Origin of the sequence: uncultured Bradyrhizobium sp. (assembly GCF_936943645.1) — a bacterium.
Classification (GTDB): Bacteria; Pseudomonadota; Alphaproteobacteria; order Rhizobiales; family Xanthobacteraceae; genus Bradyrhizobium.
Genome location: NZ_CAKZJO010000054.1, coordinates 25055 through 45490 on the forward strand (window position 1 = coordinate 25055; position 20436 = coordinate 45490).

The following is a 20436-nucleotide window of genomic DNA, read 5'->3' on the forward strand; positions in this document are numbered from 1 at the left end:
GGGTTTTTATGACGTTTGAAGCATCGCCATTTCGCGAAGCGGCCGCGGCTGGAGACAGCGCGAGTGTTGCGCGCTTTCCGACCGAGGACGATCTCAACTCCGCGGCGGCCATACTCCTACCCGCAGTCGAAAGCTTCGCCCTCGCAAAGAACGTTCCTGCCAACGAGCAAGAAATCATTTCCGTTGCGCTGCACGTCGTGAAGGTCTCGTCACCAAGTGACCGCCGCGCGATCTTGCGTATGGATCAAGCGATTGTTCACGATATCCAGGACAGCATCAGTCACTTCCTCGATATCATCTGCCTCGCAAAGTTCATCGATCGCATCCTCTCCTTGATGGGACGTAGGCAACCCGATCTGGAGGGACCGATCGCGGTGGCTTCCCGGATGCTTCAGGACACCTCAGCCAACGACCGCACGCCGTCGATGATGGTTTGGCCAGACATGGACACGATGGTCCGGGACTACGCACTTCAGGCCGCAGCGGCTGATCGGCAAACTTATCCAATCGCCCTGCCCGAGGATGCGATACGCCGCGTGCTTTTGAAGCTTCCAGTCCGTTTCGCGCAGGAGGCCGCCGATGGCCGATAGCCCACTTGAAACAGGTAATCGCACGCCGATGAACCGAGCGACATCGGGACGTACCACCGAGCGCGCCCCGGTCACGGAAAGTGAAGACGCTATCCGCAATCTCAAAGCATCGGAATCCGTGATGGCGGCATTCTTGGCCGAACGCGTCCCAACGCCGCCTGCTGAAGTCGCAGCTCTCATCACGAACCAAGTCAAGAGCGCCATCAAGGCTCTTCCCTTGAGCCAGGTTGCGAACATGACTCCGGGCAGCGGCGTTCTCGCGACAGCGGCGTCGGCTGGTGTGGAACAGTATCTCGGCATGCTCACGCCAGCGCAACGCGAGGCAGCAAAGGTCGGCGTCAATCCGCTTGATCCGGTGGCGATGCTGAAATCCAACGCCGCCCTCAACCAGATTGGTGGCGCGGGCGGCTTCTCGCGCAGCGCGGAAGGATCGAGCGCCCGCTATGACGGAATTGGGTCGAGCGGTGACTGGAGTTCACCTGCCGGTCAGGCGCAGATGCGTGAATTAGCGATCAAGAGCGGCATTGGTTGGGCCGCCAACAATCCAGACTTGTTACGCCTTGGCCCTGCCGCTATCCAGACGTTGGCGCAGTCACACCTGAAAGAAGAGAATTACAAGGTCTTGAAGAACCGGCTTGAATTCAGCGACAGGGATGTCGTTGCGGGCGCGCGTTACTCAAACCGGCATCACCTCGACTACAATGAGATCACCACATCGACCGATAAGGCAGTCGATGGTCTTCCGTCCGAGGAAAAGAAAGATCTGGTGGGCGGCGTTAAGAAGCTTTTCCATTGCAAGCCAGAGGAAGAGGCGCAGTGCAAGACGGAACTTAACTCGAAGGTCGAACGTCTCAAGACGAAACATCCTGATAAGGCGCAACAATTCGAGCAACTACAACAGTCGCTTGGGACGAGGAAGGAAGCGGAACTCAAGGAGAGGTTAAAGACCGGTGCGAAAGATGTGCGCGCAGATGCCAAGGATGAGAACGCTGACAAGAAAGTAGAGAAAGTCGAGGTCATAACGGCTTCCACTCAAAACGATATGGACGACTTCAGCGGTGTGCCGCGCACGGCCCAGGCCAGCGAGCCTAAAAAGGACGAAAAGTCACCCGTCCGGAATGCGGAAGCGAAGAGCGAAAAGAAGCCGGACGACAAGTCGAAGCCTGCGCAACCAACATCAGCGAAAAAGCAATCTGCTCCGACGATGAATGGCTAATCGCTGGAGCTAGTCTAGCGAACAACGGGTTGCGCATTGGCCGCGCGGCGGTCAAACCCAAATTTGTTCGCCGCAGCGCATGCATTTTCAATTGTAATCCGGCCACCGACTGAAGCCAGAACGTCTTCTTTGGTGAAGGACTTCTCTGCGACGCCCTTCTTCACGAACTCGAAGCAGGCTTTGGCGGCGTCAACCTTGGCTAACTGCTTGTCCGCTTCGGCGGCGCGCGCATCGGCAGCAGCAGCACGGGCATCAGCAGCAATTCCGCGCTCTTTCAAAACTTGAGTACGGCGTTCAGATTCCCTGATCTCGCATTTGATGGCTCCCGAGGCGCTCGAAATGTTCTCGCAGGCAGGAGAGCCTTGGACGTTCGAAGCTTGCTGGGCGGCTGCAGGGAATGCCGCAGCAGCGGCAATCACCGCGCCGGTCGTCAGCGCGATCGCAGATTTTTTGAATGATGAAGGCCGGTACATCATGGTGCAGTACACCTATAGATATAGCACAAACCGGCCTAAGTGCTTCTACTTACATTACTTTCACTGCAACATTCTTCGTCATTACGTTGCGCCCTATAGATTTTTGATGTACAAGGGCTTTAACTATCTTCGCTTTACTTAATGACACCACCTCAACTCGGCCACGCACTTGAATCTAGTCGCAAATCGGCCTGTGACAGTCTGACGAATACTGTTGCACGGACCGGCTGGGCGACCGGCGACCGCGAACTCTACGGGTCTACCGGCGAGCGGAAATACCTCAACCGGGAAGAGAGGGCCCGATTCCTGGCGGCGGCCAATGGCCTGGAACCTGGACCGTCACTTTTCGCGATCCTGATGGCGTGGACCGGAGCCAGGGTCAGCGAATTGCTCGCGCTGACGCCCTCGTCCTTTCAGATCGACACTGGGGTGGTCACGATCGTCACGCTCAAACGGCGCAAGTTTACGGTTCGTGAGGTGCCGATTCCGCCAAGCCTCATCAAGCGCTTGGATCAGCATTTTGGACTGCGACGATTGCAACGTGGCGAGCATTCAGCCCAACAGCGTCTTTGGACCTGGCATCGTGTGACCGCATGGCGTCACATCAAGCACGCCATGGCTCTGGCGCACGTGGCAGGTAAACAAGCGTGCCCACGCGGGTTGCGCCATGGGTTTGGTGTGGGCGCCCTGCAGAGCGGTGTTCCACTGCACCTTATCCAACGCTGGATGGGACATGCGCGGCTCTCGACCACCGCGATCTACATGAATGTCTGTGGTCCAGAGGAGTTTGGTTTTGCCGAACGGTTTTGGCACCACCGTGCGTCTCCCCCTGCCCAAGGACACCATGGGCCAGCGCTCTCGTACTGAAATCGATCTTCTGGTTGCGCAGAACATTCGGCGGCGACGCATTCAGCTCGGTTATTCGCAGCGGGATATCGCGGACCACGTCAAGCGGTCGGTCACGCAGTATCAGAAATACGAGAACGCCACCAACCGCGTCACGATCGGGCGGCTGGTGAAAATCTGCGAGTTTCTGGGAATGTCGGTCGGAGAGGTTATAAAGCCATGGCCACGCTTCCGCTGGCGACCCAGGAATGGTCGACTCGTTGGCGCGAACCCAGGCGATGACACCTAATATAGGTACTCGCGCCCCCTTGTAGGAACGGCACATCTTCTTTTGAGAACGCTCGAATCTTTCGTATCAAAATAAGGGTGCGTTTCATGTCTTCGAAGTCGGAGGCAGCACCGGTCTGCCTTTCTTCACGTCGACAATGCTCTTCAGTTCAATCACGTTTCTCTTTTATTTCGCGCCAATCCTACTTGCCGCTTATTACGGTCTGCGGGTCCGCGACACCGTGCTGCTGCTGGGTAGCGTCATTTTCTATACATGGGGAGAGCAGCTCTACGTCCTTCTCTTGATTGCGAGCATCGGCGTTAATTACTGGCTCGGATTGGCCATCGCGCGCAGCACGGACCGCAGGCGCTTATGGCTTCTGATAGCAGGCGTATCCGGCAACGTCGCCGTATTGGCATACTTCAAATACCTTCATTTCTTCCTCACGGCGCTGAGCGGGATTGTGCATCTGCGCCCAAGCGTAACCGCCTTCAATCCGCATCTCATATTGGGCATTTCGTTTTTCACGTTTCAGCTGATCTCTTATCTTGCCGACATCTACACAAAGCGTGTCGAGCCCGAGAAAACCCCGACGTCCTTCGCAATATATATTTTGATGTTTCCGCACCTTATTGCTGGACCCATTGTGCGGTTCGCGGACATTCGAAAGGAACTCCATGCCCGCGCACTTAGCGTGGGGCATTTCGGGCTCGGCTTGCAGTATTTCATCGTCGGTCTTGCGCAAAAGGTGTTGATTGCCAACACACTTGCGGGCCCGGCGGATACCGTGTTCGCGCTTCCGCACGAGCAACTGACCGGCGCCTCTGCGTGGATCGGACTCTTAAGCTACACTTTGCAGATATTCTTCGACTTTTGCGGTTACTCCAATATGGCGATCGGCCTTGCATTCATGCTCGGCTTTCGCTTTCCGAAGAATTTTGACTATCCCTATGCCGCAAGCAGTCTCACGGATTTTTGGCGGCGCTGGAACATGTCTCTCTCGTTCTGGTTTCGCGACTACGTCTACATCCCTCTTGGAGGAAACCGGGGATCAACCCTATCGACTGTCCGAAACCTCGTGATCGTATTTCTCCTGACCGGCCTCTGGCACGGCGCTGCGTGGACATTTGTTGTCTGGGGCCTCTATCACGGCATGATCTTGCTCCTAGAGCGGTTCTGCATCGGCAGGTTGCTTGCCAGAATGAGTCCGCTCTTCCAGCGGCTCTATGTTCTCCTAGTGGTGATGGTAGGATGGGTCTTCTTCCGGGCCAGCACAATCAAGGAAGCATGGCGCTATCTTCGCGCGTTGATCGTTCCTCCGACATGGTCACTCCATGAGCCACCCATTTTCTGGCTTTCGCCGGAAGCCATGGCGGCGTTGATCCTCGGGCTCATCCTCTCGCAGCCATTCCTGCCTTCACTCTTAGACCACCTGGGCCGCCCGCGCATTGGACGGGACCCGACGGTAATCGAGCCGCGGCTGGATACATATTACGTGCATGCATTGCCGCTCGTCGTCCTGGCAGTCCTAATGGTCATTTCCGTCATACTTCTCGTCAGCGGGACGTTGAATCCCTTTCTCTACTTCCGGTTCTAGCCATGATGCCCGCCATTCAGTTATCGGATCGCTTCCTCAAACAGGCTCGTGCGTTGATCGTTGTCGTCATTGCGTTCATCGCTTTGATCCACATTTTGCCCTTCCTGCCGCTGCCGCCTATCCAGCTTGCCGAGAACCGGGTACTGGCAGAGTATCCCTCGCTGCCTCGCAACTGGTTGGAAGCGAGCGAGTTTCCATCAAAGTTCGATAAGGCCGCGCAGGATCAGTTGCCGGGCCGCGCGATACTGATCAGTGCGATCAATTATCTTCGCTACCGCTTGGGCTATTCCGGAAACTCACAGCTCGTCGAAGGCAAGGACGGTTGGATATTTTACGACGGCGGCTCAAGCCTTCGTATCGTGAGAGGCGTATTGCCGCCGACTGACGATATGAAGAACTTTTGGCTTAGCGGGCTGATGCAGCGCATCAATCGCGTGCGTCAGGCAGGTATTCCGCTCTTTCTTTTCGTCCCGCCAGACAAGCAGTCCGAATATCCCGAAGAACTCCCGAAGGGGCTAACGGCAGTCTCGCGGACCCAGACAGACACTTATCTCGATCTTGCCCGGGCACACGGCTTCAAAAACATCGTTGACGTCAGGGAGCCCCTTCGCAACCACGATGCAGCGTCCGAGTATTATACGCCCTGGGACACCCACTGGACCGGTAACGGAGCGTACATTGCCTACCGGGCTTTGCTAGAGGCGCTCAACCTGCCGCACGTCAAACCGTTCCCGCTCGATGCCTTTGAGCCGACATATGCGTACTCGCCGAGCCGCCCGCATCTCGGATCGCGCGATCTCGCAAACATGCTGGGCATTGGCGAATACATTCATCCGAATTTTCCGCTGTTCACTGCGAAGAAGGGACCGCCGGGAGTTCCTCTGGAGACCAAGACCCCGGAGATCCATTCGTATGTTACGGGGTATCCGGGCCCCGTGCTCTTGCTTATCCGAGATTCATTCAGCGACGCACTCATCCCGTTTCTGATCCCACATTTTTCCAAGATCATTTACATGCTGACGGAGATTGATTTTCCCTCAGCGGAGTTGCTCAACAGAACGAAGCCGGATGTTGTCGTGATGGAGATTGTTGAACGCAATCTCGGTTCCGGTATGTGGCCTCTAAAGAACTAGAGAGAGCCCTTTGTATGACGACGGGTCGGGGTGCTCGCCTGTAATTGGAGATGGGCGCCTTGTCGGCTTTCGACACCAGAGGTGGCGAAACTTAACGCGCTGACATCGCTGTGTATGCTCTCGCGTTAACACAGATTTATGTTGCTTTCGTCCGCGGAATATTTCTACCTATAGTGGTATTGCATCTAGCTAATTCTTTTATCGATGGAGGCGGTTGTTGGTTGGCTTTCCCCGATCACATCAGCACAAGCGGTTACTCCGCAGGACGGCTATTCAATTCGCCGCATCAGCCGCCTTCGGCTTCGTGCTATCTGTTGCGCCGACTTTCGCGAGCGCGTCAGCGCATCCCGTCGAGATCGACCTCGCTGGTAGGCACTGCTCCATTCCAAGACCGTACCTCGAGTTTGGTGCGAAGCAGAATGACACCGATATCTTGCTCGGCGCGACGTGGCCGGCGATGGGTTATGCATCGGTAGACGACCACACTCCGACGTTGCTCATATATTTGCGGGAAATACTCACCCCGAAACAACAAGTAGGCGCCCGTTTACGTATCTACAAAACTCTATTTGGACCATTCGAATACGTGCACAAGGAACACGGGCTTTCCCGCTATAAGGCCATGGCGGCGAAAGGTCGCGTCGCTCCAGGCGAAGCAGAACTATACCTGCCGCTTAAGCCTACCAATTTATACATCACGTGCGACGCCGATAACGCTAACGCAAACGTTCATCCGGGATGCCACGCGATCTTTAGTCATGATGAAGTACTGTACGATGTGTACTTTCGAAAAGACCTCGTAAGCGGATGGTCGAGGATAACGACTTCAGTTCGACGTCTTGTTGACACACTTTGCACCGTTGCAGGAGCAGAGAAATGAGCCTGCTGACCGTCCTTTCCTCACAACAACTCTCAAATCTCTCTTCAATCCTCAACAATACGGATTGGTCGCCAGACTTACGTCTGCTCACGTATTATCAAACCCTCGCTTCGTACGGCGTGGATTACGGCAACTTAGCTGCCAAGGTTGTGTCTGGCACGGGAGATGGACTAGTCGCCGATAACTTTTTGGCCAATTACGCTAACAGCAACGACGTATTTATCGATCCAACGTCTATCAAACTTAGTCTCGCGCAAGCTGACCTCAACGCTCGCGAGCAGAATTTCGGCCAAACACTTACTGGAGCACAAATCGAAGCATACCATAAGCAGGTATTCGATTTTTACGGATTAAGCATCAACGGATGGACTGCAGAAGTACCATACCAATTAGGTGGTGAGGACGCATGGAACGCGATCGTTTCTGACGGAATAGTCGGCGAGGCTCGCGTGGTTCTTGGAGTCTACAACACATATCTTCAGAATGATGACTTTGTCGCTGCAATGCAGGCCCGTAGTTGGCTAAAGGATTTTCTCGTCGCCGGATATCAAACCCTCTCCAACGAAAACGGCCTTGGCGCTACGAGCAGTATACAAACAAGCGTAGATAGCAATGGCAACCTTCACGTCTATCTTGGTCCGCTTGATACCAACGGCGTTCCTGAGCAACAACTTGTCTCCGACCCAAACGGCAACCTCAAACAGCTGATAGAACAATCGTCTACTGGAAAGGCGACGACGAACTATGATGACGATGGCAGTCTATCATCGAAAGTCATCGAGAAGACGGATAGCAGCACCGAGACCCTCGTTTATGACAAAGAGACGCAGGCCGTCATTGCGGACAAAACCATCGATCCTGCCGGCATCTCGACGACCCAATACTACGATCCCGTCTCACATGCGTGGCTTGGCACCAGACAAATGGATGCAAAGGGCAATCTAATTGCCCAAGTCGATGCAAACGGCATATCACAACGGCAATTTACCAATGTTGTCCTGAACACACTTGCAGACCAAATTATCACGCAGTTTTTAATCAAGAACGATCTCCCACTTTCGTTGGCAGCCGAAGCGTTCGCGAAAGCGAGCATCGACTATCTCCATCCTGCCAATCCGCTCAATCCCCAGGATTTCAATGCAGACTTGGCCGGCACTCTGGCAAGCATGGCAGGCGGCATACTTGGAAGCGAGGAAGGCGCGGACTTATTCAATACAATCGGGCTTCCCCCGCAACTCGGCTCGCTTGTCGGCGGGACTCTGAGTGGAGTAGCCGCACAGCAAGTGGCGGCATACATCGCCACGGACTTTCTCGGAATAGATTCAGCAACAGTATTAAACAATATCGGGCCATCAATCCTGAATGGCTCATTGACGACGTCGCAATTCGGCGACCTGTTAGGCGGGGCGTTCCTAAATGCCGGTGCTGCGTTGGCAGCATCTTCCCTCGAACAGCTCTTATTCACCAATCGCGTGGGACCCGGCTCTGAGATCGGCGGAGCGATTGGAGCGGTGATAGGCACCGAACTGATTCCAATCCCTGGGGTCGGCACGTTCGTAGGCGAATTCCTTGGCTCTCTCTTCGGCGGTCTATTTGGAGGTCATCCCAGCGTTGGACCGAATGCCAACGTTGCTGGTGCATGGAATTCCTCGACGCAGAAATTCGAGCAGATTGCATTGGGTCAAGACAATGATGGCCCCATCCAAGCCGCTAAATCCATGGGTGACGCGCTCAATGCGATTATGACTAACCTTGTGAATGCGACAGGCGGAACGGTCGCTGACGACCAAATGCCAATGTCGCTCATCATATTTCAGAACAAGTACTTTTACGCATTCGGAAATCACTACGCGCAGTGGTATCCGGACGTTTTCGATACACCCAACGCGGCGATCGAGGCGGCCGCAGTCAAATGGATGAGTTCGCTTACGATCGCTGGCGGCGATCCATACATGGCTTATGTGGCAAAGCAATCAACCGCGGCGAACCTCACTGACTTCTATTCAGACCTTAGTGCTGCGCAAGCGTATAGCGCATACGCTACAGACCCCGTAAGCTTCGATGTCGCGCTCGCAGCGGCAAATGATCCAACGCTTTTTGCCACGTGGCAGCAGGAACTGGCCCGGGCTCAGGCCATGGGGCTCGACAAACTGACCGCGCCCGAGCTGTCGGCCCTGCATCAATACGGCTACTTAACTCCTGAGAACCTATCGCAGTTCGGTGCGGTCATTGGCTCGGGCTCGAACTTCCTTGCACAGGGAACGAAGGACTATTTTGTCGATACCGGCTCCGGCATCACGGCATATCACTTCGACAGCAACGGGCTCGTCACAAGCAAGCTGGCGCTGACCAATGGCAGCAACGCGCCCTTTACATTGGGCAGCGGAGAGAAGGTCCTTGGTGCGGCGCAGGGTCTCGCTGGGACAGGTGAGTCCGATCTATTCGCGACGGATGCGACTGGTACGGTCCGGCTGATCAAATTCAACAGCCAGGGTGCCGAGACGGGGTCCACACCGCTCACCTATGCCGACGGGTCGCAGTTCACCTATCTTGCGCCAACCATTCCGGCTTTCGGAACGGCAGATTACTCGACCATGTGGACGAGTACCTTCCGGGCGCTCGGCTATGCAGGCCCCTTCGATGGCTCGACGCCGGAAAGCTGGTTTCAAAGCACGTTTGGCGAAACCCTTGATACGGCCGATGAGACTGGTATGCGCCAGTTGCTCTCCCATTTGCCCAACCGCCTGCCGCCGGACGCACAGTTTCTTTCGGCGACGCCAAGCGCGCTGGGATTAGGCCTTTATGACGTCGTGTCGCAGGACAACGCCGGGCATATCTTCATCAATGAGTTCAATTCGTCAGGCCAATCGGTCCAGCAGCTTAAACTAACCTATCCGAGTGGTTCGCCATTTACATACGTGGCCCAGGAGATACCACCGATTGACTCCGATGCTTATTGGACGCTGTGGCAAAACACGTTCCGGGAGCTGGGTTATACAGGCAACTTTGATGACGGTCACTCGGCCGCAGCCTGGTATCAAGACAAGTATTCTTCGTATCTTGGCGCCACCGACGCGATTGCCATTCAAAATCTGCTGCAGCGGCTTGCTGAGCAAAACCCGCACCTCGTCGGCGTGAACCGTGACCCGTCCGGGAACGGCAATCTCGATCTTCTTGTCGAAGACAACAACGGGCATCTGGCCCTCAGCGTTTTCAGTTCAACCGGAACGCTGGTCACCCAGCAAAACCTTTCGAATGTTGACGGCACTGCATTTGCTCTTCCCGCAGGCTCGTCGGTGCTCTCGGCGGGCAGCAGCTTCTTCGGTCATAATGGCCGCGACCTCATGCTCGTCGATGCTTCTGGCCAGGTTTCCATGGCCGAGTTCGACGCTTCGGGTAAGCTGCTCAGCGGAACGAATATTCCGCTCTATGTGCCGGATGGTGGCCACTTCTATCTACCGGCTGGCTCGACGTACCTTGCGTCCGGCTATGGCATGGCGGATGGCACCGATCGCGATCTCTTGTTCCGCAATGCCGATGGCACTATCCAGCTCATGACCTTTGCTCCCGCCGATCCCGTGCGGGCGGTTGTCAACCACGCCATCACCAATTTTGACGGCAGTTCCTTTGTCCCGGCTGTCGGTGCGCAGATCACCGTCGCAGGAAAGAACTTCCTTGGTACCGGCGGCGCTGACCTTGCGGTGATTGAGCCGAACGGGCAATTGCACATGGTGGAGATCGACCCGACCGGCAAGGCCATTTTCTATAATGGCGAGACCGATACCTCACTCTATTCGGCTGACGGTGGCCACCTGACGCTGGCGGCAGGATCGACATTCCTCAAGCAGTCGGAAGGGTTCTCCTCGGCAGGCCATCAGGACCTGTTCGTTCTCAATCCAGATCGCACCGTTCAGGTGATCGAGTTCGATCCCAATAACCGTGTGCTGGAGACGGCGAGTTCGCCGCTCTACAACGCGGACGGCGGACACTTCTACCTGCCCGAGGGCGCCTCGATGCTCTACAGCACGTCGCAGTTCCTTGGCAGCGGCCGCAATGATATCTTCTGGCTGAACCCGGACGGCACCGTTCAGGTGACGGAATTCAGCGCGACCGACGCGCCGCGCGCGGTCAGCAGCACGCCGCTTTATCTGCCCGATGGCGGTCATTTTTATCTGCCATCTGGTGCGACGATCCTCAAGGACTCACAAGGCTTCTTCTCCGCGGGCCACAAGGACTTGTTCATCGGCAATCAGGATGGCTCGGTGCAAGTGCTAGAGTTTTCGCCCAGCGATGCGCCTCGGGCGTTGGCCAGCACCGTGCTCACGAATGCAGACGGCAGCGTGTTCACGCTTCCTGTCGGAGCGAGTGTCACAGGTGCTCAGCAAAGCCTGCTTGGCTCAGGCGACCACGACCTCGTCATTGAGCGGAGTGATGGCCATACGGTTGTCTATGGCTTTACCGCGGCAGGCGTCGCAATACCCGGAGCCGTTCAGGAGCTCTCACTGGGCCCGAATGATCCGGTCGTTCTTCAGTCCAATGCGAGCATTGCGGTCACAGCTGCCAACTCGCCCGCGACGATCCTTGGCAATGGCGACAGCATCACGGTAGCCGACAACCTCAATCCGTCCTTGCTTGGATCGGATGACAGCGTCTCGCTGGGCACCAATGATGGCCTCACGATATTCAAGGGCCACGGCATCACCGTGAACGGTTCCGGTGCAGCCATCCAGACGGGTGGCGACGTCGGCGTCAGCGTCAATGGTGCAGGTAACAGCATCGCGTCCGACAATGGTGCGAGCATCTCGACCGGAGGCAACGGTCCGTTCGGCGTCACGAATACGGCCCACATCAACTACGGTACTGCTGCCATGGCGGACTGGTCGCGCATGGACGTGCTCGGTGGGCACAACGCCGTCCATGCCGGCTCATACGACAACCTCACCATGGCCGGCGACGGAAATACATCCACGGCCGGAGACTACAGCGCGGTCACTTTGAATGGCTCAAGCAGCAACACCGTGAGCGCGGGCAGCAACGGCTGGGTCACCGTTAATGGCGGATCAAACGATACCGTTACGGGCGGCGCCGCTGAGACGATAAGCCTCACCAACGCCGATCATGCCAGCATTTCCGCTGGCCAGGGCTCAAGCGTCGCGGATACCGGCGGCGTCAACAACACGCTCAGCTATTCGAGCTGGGGCACGGCTTGGCTGACCAGCGTAGCGGGCGAGACCGTGAATCTCTCGAACGGATGGGTCTACGCCTATGACAACGTGACCGCCCGCATCGTCGGCAGCGGAAATGCTATTGCTGCGAACAATGGAGATAGCATCTCGATCGCCGGCAATGGCCAGTGGGACGTGAATGAAACCCTGACCGGCTCGAAGCTTGCCGTGCATCTCGACGACGCATCGTCAGTGACCGTGAACGGACATGACAACGCTCTCACTGGGGGATCGTATGATGGCGTCGTGTTTAACGGCGACAACAACTCGGGCAGCCTTGGCACGAACGGCTTCGCCTGGGTGAAGTCCGGCAACGGCAATATTCTTCATGCATCGGACGCGACCGTCGAACTCGACGGGAGCACGCACAACACCAGCGTAGCGGGGGATGCCGACAACATTTACGCCAACGCCGGAGCGAGCTTCAATCTGTCCGGTTCGGGCAGCGGCGTTCTCGGCTCCGGCATCACCATTTACCTGAATTCCGACGCGACGAACGTCAATATTCAGGGCAACGACGATGTTGTCCACGTTCGCGCGGGCGCGACTTATACGCTCACCGGCACGGACGAGACGATCATCACGGATAATGTCGTCACGACCCATGACGGCGACACGCTGGCAACATACAATGGTGTGAGTGACATACTCGACCTGCCATCGCTGGCGTTTGACTCATCGATTGCGGCGACGCCTGTTCCGAACGGGTCGGGCGGCGGCCAAATCGTTGTAACCGATCACGGAAACACGGTGGCGACCATCAACGTTGCCTCGGCCACGAATGTCGGAGGTTTCACGGCCCGATCGGATGGCAATGGCGGGACGCTGATCGTCGATCCGCCCGTCGATAGCCAGGGCGCGGCCTATCATCCGGATCATTTCCAGTTCCGCAGCGGCGAGTTTCAGAACGCGATCGCACATGCCGTAGGCGGCGCCCCCGGCCAGGTCGGCGTGAACGAACATGGATTTGATTTCAGCGGTCTCGCCTCCGATGTTCTCAACCATCCGCCACCAGAAATGCCCGCCGTTCAGGCCGCTGATCTTATGTGGGATGCGTTGCATGGTGCGGCTGCGGAGACGACCTCACCGAGTGAGCCACTTACGCCGGACCATCCGCACCAAGGGCACGGCATTTCCCACTGGGACCTGCACGCCTAAGCACCACCCTCCCGGTCTACGAGGGGTAGACAGGAAATCTTGCCGCACCTTCGGATTGCCGGAGCGGTAAGAGCTGATAAGCTGCCCGTCATTGCAGGAGCGCTGTGGCATGGGGAGCAGCAGCTATGACGATTTTGTTTGAGCTCGTGGCCGGGACGCTTGGGACCGGGATCGGTTTCTGGATATTGGGCGGCGCCTTCGTTAGGTTTATCGGGCTTTTCGTCCCCGTTGAGGACAAGCGCCCGCTGACGCAGGGATCGCCTCGCGAAGCCTCAGGCTGGGAGCGGAATATTAGTCTCGTCGTTGCGGGCGGCGGCGCTGCTGCCCTGATCTATTTCTGGGGCAAGATCGGCACTCATCTGTACCGTTGGCCTTGGGAAGGTGGCGCGGCCCTTGCTGCCGGGGCGATCGTGGCCACCGCCGTACTCGGCTCGGTCTTCGGCAGATTTATCGGCAAGTACGAAGACGCGGAGTTCGATGTGGCGCTGCGGGCGGAGCGGCTGGAGATGCTCGGCTCCACCATGGCCGTTTTGGCAATGCTCGCCGTATGGTGGCACGCGTGGGGCGTCCTCAATCAGGAATGGGGTGCCCATGACTGGTCCGAAAGCCTGTGGAACGCCACTGTTGCCAACTTTGTGGCTGGGCCGTTGTACATGTGGTTCGACTGGTTCAAGGGACCGTCGACGGTGTTCACCGCGATCGTTGTGCAGAACTACATAAAAGAAGCCTTCGGAGACGTCCGCCAAAACGAGAAACAGGCGGACTAGACGGATATGGCAGAGCTCGACCTTGTCAAACTGGCGGAAGGCCGGAAGGCGCTTGAGGCCTGGCAAACGCCCGAGCAATTCAAGGCCAGGATCGACGAGCTTGCAGATGCGGTCGATAGCGAAGCGCTGTTCAATCGAAACGAAACACAATTCCTACGTGACGCCATGACGATCGAGACCTTTACGCGGTATCGCCCGACGGAAAAGGTCCGGTTAGCGAAGTCCACCGAGCAATGGCCGGATGGCCAGACCGGCACGCCCGAGCAACCCATCAACATCGAGGCGACAGAGGTGATGGAAGAAGGCCGCAAGCGGGGCGACGAATACAAAGAAGGCGGGAAGCCTCTCGATGGTGGTAATGAAGACTGGCGGCGCCGTGCCCTCGATATTCCGGTGCAGCTTGAGAAGGCCATCAAACGGAAAAAACAAAAGGGCTACGGCAAGAAGTGCAAGCTGGTGATCTATCTAAATATGAGCAACTACGGCGTCCTACAGAAAGAGACGGAGGCCAAGATTGCCGCGATCAAAGCCAAGTACTCCGCCGACTTCCAGGAGATCTGCGTGCTCTGGCAGGAGAAGCTGCTTTGAGCCTAGCTAGCCAAGACGGTTCGCAGGCATCCCCCGAAACGGTGACGGCTGCCGTGAAGCGACTGGTGTAGTGGGGGCCGCATGCGAGATTGCGCGAGGCGGCTCAGTACTGGGCGCCGGAGCAGCTTCGCCGAGACCGCGCATGCGCTTGAACCAGACTTCGTAGGGCTCGACTGTTGGAGGCGGCGGTACGTTCGTCGGCAGACCTGCGCGGTGCTGCTCTAAAAGCCATTGGCCGTAACTCTTCATGGTCCTCCCGTCGTGTTGCTGGGACCATTCTACGCCTCAACCCTGAAAGTAATGGGAGATGGCGGTTTTAACCACATAAGCGGCTGTATTCGTAAGCGTGAGCCAGGACGTCCGGCCGGTCGCTTTACAGCGGCGGCAACGGTGAAACGCGCTTCATTCCGAAGACACGAGCGCATGGTTTGCGCTCACCGGCCGGTCCCTGGCGCTTCAAGCGCTCCTATTCGTCGCGATAGCGGGGCGGAAGGCCGTTCTTCAGGTTGCAGACCACCCGATAGAGTTCGTATGTCCCAACTTTCTCGAACCGCTCGACAATCGGTTCGGCCCAAAAGCGCGCCGCTGGATAGCCCTCTCTGTGCCAGTAAGCTTCAAGACGCTTGGCCAATTCCATCGCTCCCTTCTGGTCGAGGGATTCCGGTGCAGGCGGCGGCATTTCACGTTGCGTAATGCTGCATAAAACCATTGCGGGCGAGCTTCCGCCCTGTTCAGCGATGCATTTCATGATTGCTCCTTGTCGAAGAGGTAGTGGGAGTCCTGACCGGCGTGAGGTATAGCCGGTCGCCCGTTTACGTTTCGACAAGCAGCTTTGTTTTTAGCAAGCGGCATACGGATGCATGCTGATCTCATGCTTCAGTTCGCACCAACCACATCGTCAACGATCGCTCCGTCAGGCGGCTATCTTGAATATCGGCGGGAGACCGCACGCACGGCCCTCCACAAGACGCGCGCCTCATATGATGAGGTGTACTCGCACTTCCAAAGGCCCACGAACACGTGTCCCAGGAGCACCATGTCTTGTCTTGCGGACCATCCGCCAGCCTCAAGCGCGGCCAGGGCACATTTCCATCGTTCGGGATGCAACTCCGTGTCACGCGCGAGTTGAATTTCCTCTTCCAACTGAGACCACGAGACCCCGGTCCTGAGCCTCCCGTTCTTGAACGCATCAAGTTGGCCCGGAATACTCCCGATATGCTTGAAACCGAGTTGTGACGGCATTGCCGGTACGGCCTTCGAACCTGGCTCCGGCGACAGCCCGATCTCCTCGGCAACATCCCGCACCAAATAATACGAGCCCCAGAGTCCTTGCTTCAGGCTGATGGATTCCATCTGGCCGACACGTCTCCTTAAGCGTCGTTCAAGCCGGACAAATCGCAGCAGATCAAGAATTTCGAACCACGCCATGTTCATTGCGTATTCGCGGCGTAACTTGAATTCGCTTCGGCTCCAGCCCCATCCAGCGACGCCATAGGCAAGCTTTGCAAGACGATGGTTGCCTCGGTTACGCAGCTTGAAAGCGGCGTCCAGCCCCGCCCGCAGTCCAAATGCATGTATGCCCTCGCCATGCGAACGCGCTGCGGCGAGGCGTGCACCGTAGTAGATTGCGGTCCGATACTTTCCGCGACGGTAGGCGACGCCTGTCAAACGTTCGAACCGGCTCTTGGGATCGAAGCTATGCCTTCCGTTCCGAAGAACCTGTCTTGTTTGACGTGGCGCCCCGATTACGTCGAGCACCGCAGCTCGCCAGCGTGCTACCCCGCCGGGGGTCATATCAGCCAGAAACTCTTCCAGGATTTCTTCATCCACATTGCTCGGCCGCTGCGATTTGATGCGGAAGATGTCGTGCATGTCCCCCTTCAAGAACAACATCTGCGGAAGGTGCCTGAACAGATGTTCCGCGTTCTCGGAAGGGAACTCTCCCTGATCAAGATTGAGACTGAAGGCATTCCAGAGAACCGCCTTGGCGCCACCCTCCAGGAGCGCCGGACAGATCTCGAAGTCCTTTCCCGAATAGCCGATGACGATAACAATCCGCCCCTCGACGAGCGATCGAAACGTCCGCGCCTTCCAGCCTTGGAGTGGGCGTTCCTGCTCCAGTTTGAAAACCAACGAGGCCGGATCACTCGTACAGCCGTGAATCTTGAAATACTGAATCGCCGACGTCGTGGAATTCGCGTCTCTTTCCGTGAGGATCGTGTTCGCCGATACATCCGCTTCAACAAGGGCACGTTCGATAAAGCGATCGTAGTTGGTTGTGATGACGTGCGCCGGTTTGCGTGCCACGGAAGCCGCAATAGCATGGTGTACGGAATTCGGCTTCTTCGGATCGTCTGACGCGAACAGCTTTAGAAGCCATTTCCGAACCGCAGCATCGTTGTCATTATACTGGAAGATGACTTCGAATGCAGCCTTGGCAAGGTACTTGCGCAAAACCTCTTGTTTCGGCAGCCCGTCGGAAAGGTGCGCCGCGATAGCCTCGGTAACGCGTTGGCCATTCACGATGGACGCTGGAGGAAAGAGCGAAACGCCACTACCAACAACGAATGTGACGTCGCCGTCTTCGAGAATATCTACCAACTGTGAAATGGCATCCTTGTCTGACAAAGACACGACGCGCTTGTCGGCACGCGCAATCAGCCCGTCCAATGACATTTCCAGAATACCCGCCCGCTAATGAAATATTCCCGATGATACAACCTTTCGTTGCGCCACGAAAGCCGGCCCGAACAGTTTTCTCTTGTGTCAGCGCGCATCGCGCGGATGAAACGGCTTCATGCCGTGGGGTTCTCTTAGCTTCGGCAAATTTTGCGGCGGCTCCGGATAAATGAACTCGGTGCCGCGCAGCCAACGTCCGTCAAACCGTGTCCAGAACAGGACCGCGTCGAGCTGCCACTCAAATTCATAGACGCACCACAGCCCCCCTTCCCGAATACGTTCTCCTGTTGCATTGAACGGAAGGCTATTGAGCCTGCAAATCGCGCCGATCGCCGCCCAGTGCTTTCGTATGTATCCATCTTCAAGCGCAACGTGATACGGACGGCTCTTTCTCCATTGTGGATGACCACCTCCACGCGGAATGAAGCCTTGCCGCGGCATGAGCAGTTCGGGCAATCGCACGATGGCTCCGGCAATCCGCCGTGCTTCGTCGGACGATAGATGCCCGTGCCCGAATGACCATTGCTTCAAATCATCGCGGCAGTAGATCACGGCAAGCAGAATGCCGTTCGCGTCGAAGACACGAAAAGCGTCCTGGTTTTGCTCAATCCGCCAAGGCGGGGGGAATCGCCTTTGCTCTGGCTGCCCCATCAGCGACGAGGCGACCAAGCGTGCCGGACCGCTGCAGCCAACTCAGCAAGATACCGATAACGCGAGGAGCGATCCGCTGGTGCGCGCATGGGCGAGAACCTTGACAAGAAAGGAACAAATATAGAACATTCCTAAGGAGGCCGAAGTCAATCGCTCCTTTTTGGCATTGAATTCATTGATGAAACTCCCTCAGGATAATGGTTTGACCGTGTCGGTCTCTGGTTCCAGATTGCAAGCGGCACGTAAATCGAGGAGGCCACATGTCGGATGCAAGAGGAGCTTCAAAGGCCCTGAGAGGCGCGAGCAATCGCCTCGGAAGGAGACTTGGGCAGGCTGTCAAGCACACGCGGAGCCCGCGCGCAGACTTTGATCAGTTGCTGAAAGACGTGCGCGATCCCCGCAAGCTCGCGGAGTCTTACTACCTGATGGGTTTGAAGCGCGGGCTCAACAAAGCGACCGACTACATACTGGACGGCACATTCAATTTCGACAAGCAAGGCGACCTTCGCTCACCCAAGAAACTTAAAGTCGACGTCAGGCTTGGATTACCTGGCCAATCAGTGAAGCCGCGCTCATTCAAGATCAACGCCGACGACTTTGGTTTCGACGACTGAATGTGGGCCCCTTACCACATCACAACCATTCTCGATATCCGATGCCAATTTACGACCCTTACTCTCAACCGATCTCGTTCGAATACTTCGGCCAATTCTTCAAGGCGCTGGAGCCGCTCCCCGCAGACGCCATTGCGAACCTCAAAAAGATCGAGGATAGCAACGTCGACGCCTACAATGAGGCAGAGGTCCGGGCATTCATCATAGATCCGATCATTCGGATTCTAGGATACGACAAGGGGGCCGACTTCTCGGTCGACCTGGGCCACAAGATCGAATTTCTCGACAAGAACAAGTTTCCGGACTATCGCTTTCATCTCTGGCAAGAAAATTTCTGGATCGTCGAGGCGAAGCGTCCACGCCTCGGCAATGCAGCCTTCGGTTACGACGATTTGGCCCAGGCGGTCGAGTACGCCATCCACCCCGAAATCAACGCGGCCCTTGTCGTCCTATGCGACGGCTTGAAAATCGAAGTCTTTGATCGCGAAGCGAGCCTTACCGCGCCCGTTCTTCACATCGACAAAGCAAACCTCACAGCCGAATTCGACAAGCTACGCCGGCTTCTTGAGCCGATGCAGGTTTGGTTCTTCCAAAAGCGGCGGGTCGTACGTCTTATCGACAAGGTTTTCGACAAGGAATTTAACTATCAACGCGTCGATGAATTCAAGGCGTTGATCGAAGGCCGCTTGGCAGGCAAGCGATCGATCGTCATCGAAAACTATCGCAAAAACATCCCCTCGGATAGCGAAGAGCGAAAGAAGCTTTTTGAGACCGCCCCGCTCGAGGATCTCGTCTGGGTTCATTTATTCTTCGAGCATAGCATCCCTGAAACGAGCGCCATGTTCAGGAATCTCGTGTCACGGGCCGTGCAGAACCCGTTCTACGTCCTTCCGAAAGTCTTCCCGCACTGGCCACGCGAGATCAACGATACCTACATCGCACAGGCGACCGTCTTCCTAGCCTTCCTCGCCAAACAGCGTCCGCATGTCAACGGGTTGCCGTCGTGGCTCAATCAGGGACAGCATCAGGACGCCGACACCGCAGGCGCCGTTCGCTTGTTGTTGAGGCTTTGCCTGACCTATTTTCGTAATGACGAACCGCATCGCATCATTCTCATGGCGGCCTCGGCAATCCGGCGTATCTTGAGAGCATCTGCGCTCGCTAACGAAACGCAATGGCGGATGGGCGAGATGCGTCACTTCATGGAGCGGTACAACGGCAATGAATTGTCGTTCAGGCAAGTCGTTTCCACGCCGGCCGGTCAACTTCTCGGGCTTATCGACGGCTGGGCCCTTAACGGGATTGATCGCTTTGTGAAAGATTGCCTGTCAGAACAGCGCGAATTCAAGCCCGAAGTGGCGAAAATCAAGCTCCGCGAATTGTGGAATGTTGAAAAGACATTGCTGCGGGGCATCCCGGATTTCCAAAAGCTCTACCGCGAGCGTGATTTCAGCGACATGCGTACTTCCGGCATCATTTCCGTTCGTTACGATTGCCTTGGTCATCTGACATTATGTCTTCTTCACCCGCTGCCGGAATGGACAGACTATGTTCTTCGAGAACATCGCGCAGAGGTGGAGATTCTCGCAACACTTGGCTCACACAAAGCGAAGGCCCTGTTGGGGATTGAGGCGCATGTCACGCTAGATTGGCCTTCTGACCGCTTCCTGGCGGACCGTTTCTTTCTGGGCGACGAAGCGACATTTGCCGAACTTCGTGACAGGTACGACCGGAAAACGGCGTAGGCG

Annotated in this window: 16 protein-coding genes; 12 read left to right on the forward strand and 4 right to left on the reverse strand. The window is 56.5% G+C overall.

Annotated features, from left to right (window positions below; genetic code table 11):
• Positions 1-8: 8 nt before the first annotated feature.
• Both Q0743_RS13475 and Q0743_RS13480 read left to right on the forward strand, forming a co-directional pair.
• On the forward strand, positions 9-590 hold the full coding sequence (locus tag Q0743_RS13475) for a hypothetical protein (protein WP_298242024.1): 582 nt from the start codon (positions 9-11) through the stop codon (positions 588-590).
• Entirely contained in the window at positions 580-1806 is a 1227-nt protein-coding gene (locus Q0743_RS13480; RefSeq protein WP_298242025.1) for a hypothetical protein, read from the forward strand. The genes Q0743_RS13475 and Q0743_RS13480 overlap by 11 nt, the downstream gene beginning before the upstream one ends.
• A 14-nt stretch (positions 1807-1820) precedes the next feature.
• Here Q0743_RS13480 and Q0743_RS13485 read toward each other — a convergent pair whose 3' ends face one another.
• On the reverse strand, positions 1821-2282 hold the full coding sequence (locus Q0743_RS13485) for a hypothetical protein (protein ID WP_298242026.1): 462 nt from the start codon (positions 2280-2282) through the stop codon (positions 1821-1823).
• Between the two features lie 141 nt (positions 2283-2423).
• Between Q0743_RS13485 and Q0743_RS13490 the strand changes: the two genes are divergently transcribed.
• From Q0743_RS13490 to Q0743_RS13525, 8 genes are all read left to right on the forward strand, one after another.
• Complete coding sequence (locus tag Q0743_RS13490) at positions 2424-3149, forward strand: site-specific integrase (protein WP_298242027.1); 726 nt, start codon at positions 2424-2426, stop codon at positions 3147-3149.
• A complete protein-coding gene (locus Q0743_RS13495) occupies positions 3127-3417 on the forward strand; it encodes a helix-turn-helix transcriptional regulator (RefSeq protein WP_298242028.1) in 291 nt (96 codons plus the stop codon). Before Q0743_RS13490 ends, Q0743_RS13495 begins: the two co-directional genes overlap by 23 nt.
• A 136-nt stretch (positions 3418-3553) precedes the next feature.
• Complete coding sequence (locus Q0743_RS13500) at positions 3554-4993, forward strand: MBOAT family O-acyltransferase (RefSeq protein ID WP_298242029.1); 1440 nt, start codon at positions 3554-3556, stop codon at positions 4991-4993.
• 2 nt (positions 4994-4995) lie between these two features.
• Complete coding sequence (locus Q0743_RS13505; RefSeq protein WP_298242030.1) at positions 4996-6126, forward strand: hypothetical protein; 1131 nt, start codon at positions 4996-4998, stop codon at positions 6124-6126.
• Positions 6127-6343: 217 nt separating this feature from the next.
• Complete coding sequence (locus Q0743_RS13510; RefSeq protein ID WP_298242031.1) at positions 6344-7006, forward strand: hypothetical protein; 663 nt, start codon at positions 6344-6346, stop codon at positions 7004-7006.
• Positions 7003-13389, forward strand: coding sequence for a hypothetical protein (locus tag Q0743_RS13515; protein WP_298242032.1), 6387 nt, complete (start codon positions 7003-7005; stop codon positions 13387-13389). The genes Q0743_RS13510 and Q0743_RS13515 overlap by 4 nt, the downstream gene beginning before the upstream one ends.
• Before the next feature lie 125 nt (positions 13390-13514).
• Positions 13515-14156 carry a hypothetical protein gene (locus Q0743_RS13520; RefSeq protein WP_298242033.1) on the forward strand — a complete coding sequence of 214 codons (642 nt, stop codon included), beginning with the start codon at positions 13515-13517 and terminating at the stop codon, positions 14154-14156.
• A 6-nt stretch (positions 14157-14162) separates the two neighbouring features.
• Positions 14163-14744 (forward strand): hypothetical protein, encoded by a 582-nt coding sequence (locus Q0743_RS13525; RefSeq protein ID WP_298242034.1) that lies wholly within the window; start codon positions 14163-14165, stop codon positions 14742-14744.
• Between the two features lie 466 nt (positions 14745-15210).
• On the opposite strand, the gene Q0743_RS13530 is transcribed toward Q0743_RS13525, so the two are convergent.
• From Q0743_RS13530 to Q0743_RS13540, 3 genes are all read right to left on the reverse strand, one after another.
• Positions 15211-15492: a hypothetical protein gene (locus tag Q0743_RS13530; RefSeq protein ID WP_298242035.1), complete on the reverse strand. Its 282-nt coding sequence runs from the start codon at positions 15490-15492 to the stop codon at positions 15211-15213.
• A 173-nt stretch (positions 15493-15665) separates the two neighbouring features.
• Entirely contained in the window at positions 15666-17414 is a 1749-nt protein-coding gene (locus tag Q0743_RS13535) for an SIR2 family protein (protein WP_298242036.1), read from the reverse strand.
• 96 nt (positions 17415-17510) lie between these two features.
• On the reverse strand, positions 17511-18092 hold the full coding sequence (locus Q0743_RS13540) for a hypothetical protein (RefSeq protein WP_298242037.1): 582 nt from the start codon (positions 18090-18092) through the stop codon (positions 17511-17513).
• A gap of 242 nt (positions 18093-18334) precedes the next feature.
• Between Q0743_RS13540 and Q0743_RS13545 the strand changes: the two genes are divergently transcribed.
• Positions 18335-18688 carry a hypothetical protein gene (locus tag Q0743_RS13545; protein WP_298242038.1) on the forward strand — a complete coding sequence of 118 codons (354 nt, stop codon included), beginning with the start codon at positions 18335-18337 and terminating at the stop codon, positions 18686-18688.
• Between the two features lie 41 nt (positions 18689-18729).
• The gene (locus Q0743_RS13550; RefSeq protein ID WP_298242039.1) at positions 18730-20433 is read left to right on the forward strand and encodes a type I restriction enzyme HsdR N-terminal domain-containing protein; all 1704 of its coding nucleotides are present in this window, start codon (positions 18730-18732) and stop codon (positions 20431-20433) included.
• The last annotated feature ends 3 nt before the right edge of the window (positions 20434-20436 follow it).

Coding starts and splice junctions, on each gene's coding strand:
- Q0743_RS13515 (WP_298242032.1), top strand. CDS start 7,003: ATGAGCCTGCTGACCGTCCTTTCCTCACAACAACTCTCAAATCTCTCT.
- Q0743_RS13500 (WP_298242029.1), top strand. CDS start 3,554: ATGCTCTTCAGTTCAATCACGTTTCTCTTTTATTTCGCGCCAATCCTA.
- Q0743_RS13525 (WP_298242034.1), top strand. CDS start 14,163: ATGGCAGAGCTCGACCTTGTCAAACTGGCGGAAGGCCGGAAGGCGCTT.
- Q0743_RS13490 (WP_298242027.1), top strand. CDS start 2,424: ATGACACCACCTCAACTCGGCCACGCACTTGAATCTAGTCGCAAATCG.
- Q0743_RS13520 (WP_298242033.1), top strand. CDS start 13,515: ATGACGATTTTGTTTGAGCTCGTGGCCGGGACGCTTGGGACCGGGATC.
- Q0743_RS13545 (WP_298242038.1), top strand. CDS start 18,335: ATGTCGGATGCAAGAGGAGCTTCAAAGGCCCTGAGAGGCGCGAGCAAT.
- Q0743_RS13530 (WP_298242035.1), bottom strand. CDS start 15,492: ATGAAATGCATCGCTGAACAGGGCGGAAGCTCGCCCGCAATGGTTTTA.
- Q0743_RS13550 (WP_298242039.1), top strand. CDS start 18,730: ATGCCAATTTACGACCCTTACTCTCAACCGATCTCGTTCGAATACTTC.
- Q0743_RS13495 (WP_298242028.1), top strand. CDS start 3,127: ATGGGCCAGCGCTCTCGTACTGAAATCGATCTTCTGGTTGCGCAGAAC.
- Q0743_RS13485 (WP_298242026.1), bottom strand. CDS start 2,282: ATGATGTACCGGCCTTCATCATTCAAAAAATCTGCGATCGCGCTGACG.
- Q0743_RS13475 (WP_298242024.1), top strand. CDS start 9: ATGACGTTTGAAGCATCGCCATTTCGCGAAGCGGCCGCGGCTGGAGAC.
- Q0743_RS13480 (WP_298242025.1), top strand. CDS start 580: ATGGCCGATAGCCCACTTGAAACAGGTAATCGCACGCCGATGAACCGA.
- Q0743_RS13505 (WP_298242030.1), top strand. CDS start 4,996: ATGATGCCCGCCATTCAGTTATCGGATCGCTTCCTCAAACAGGCTCGT.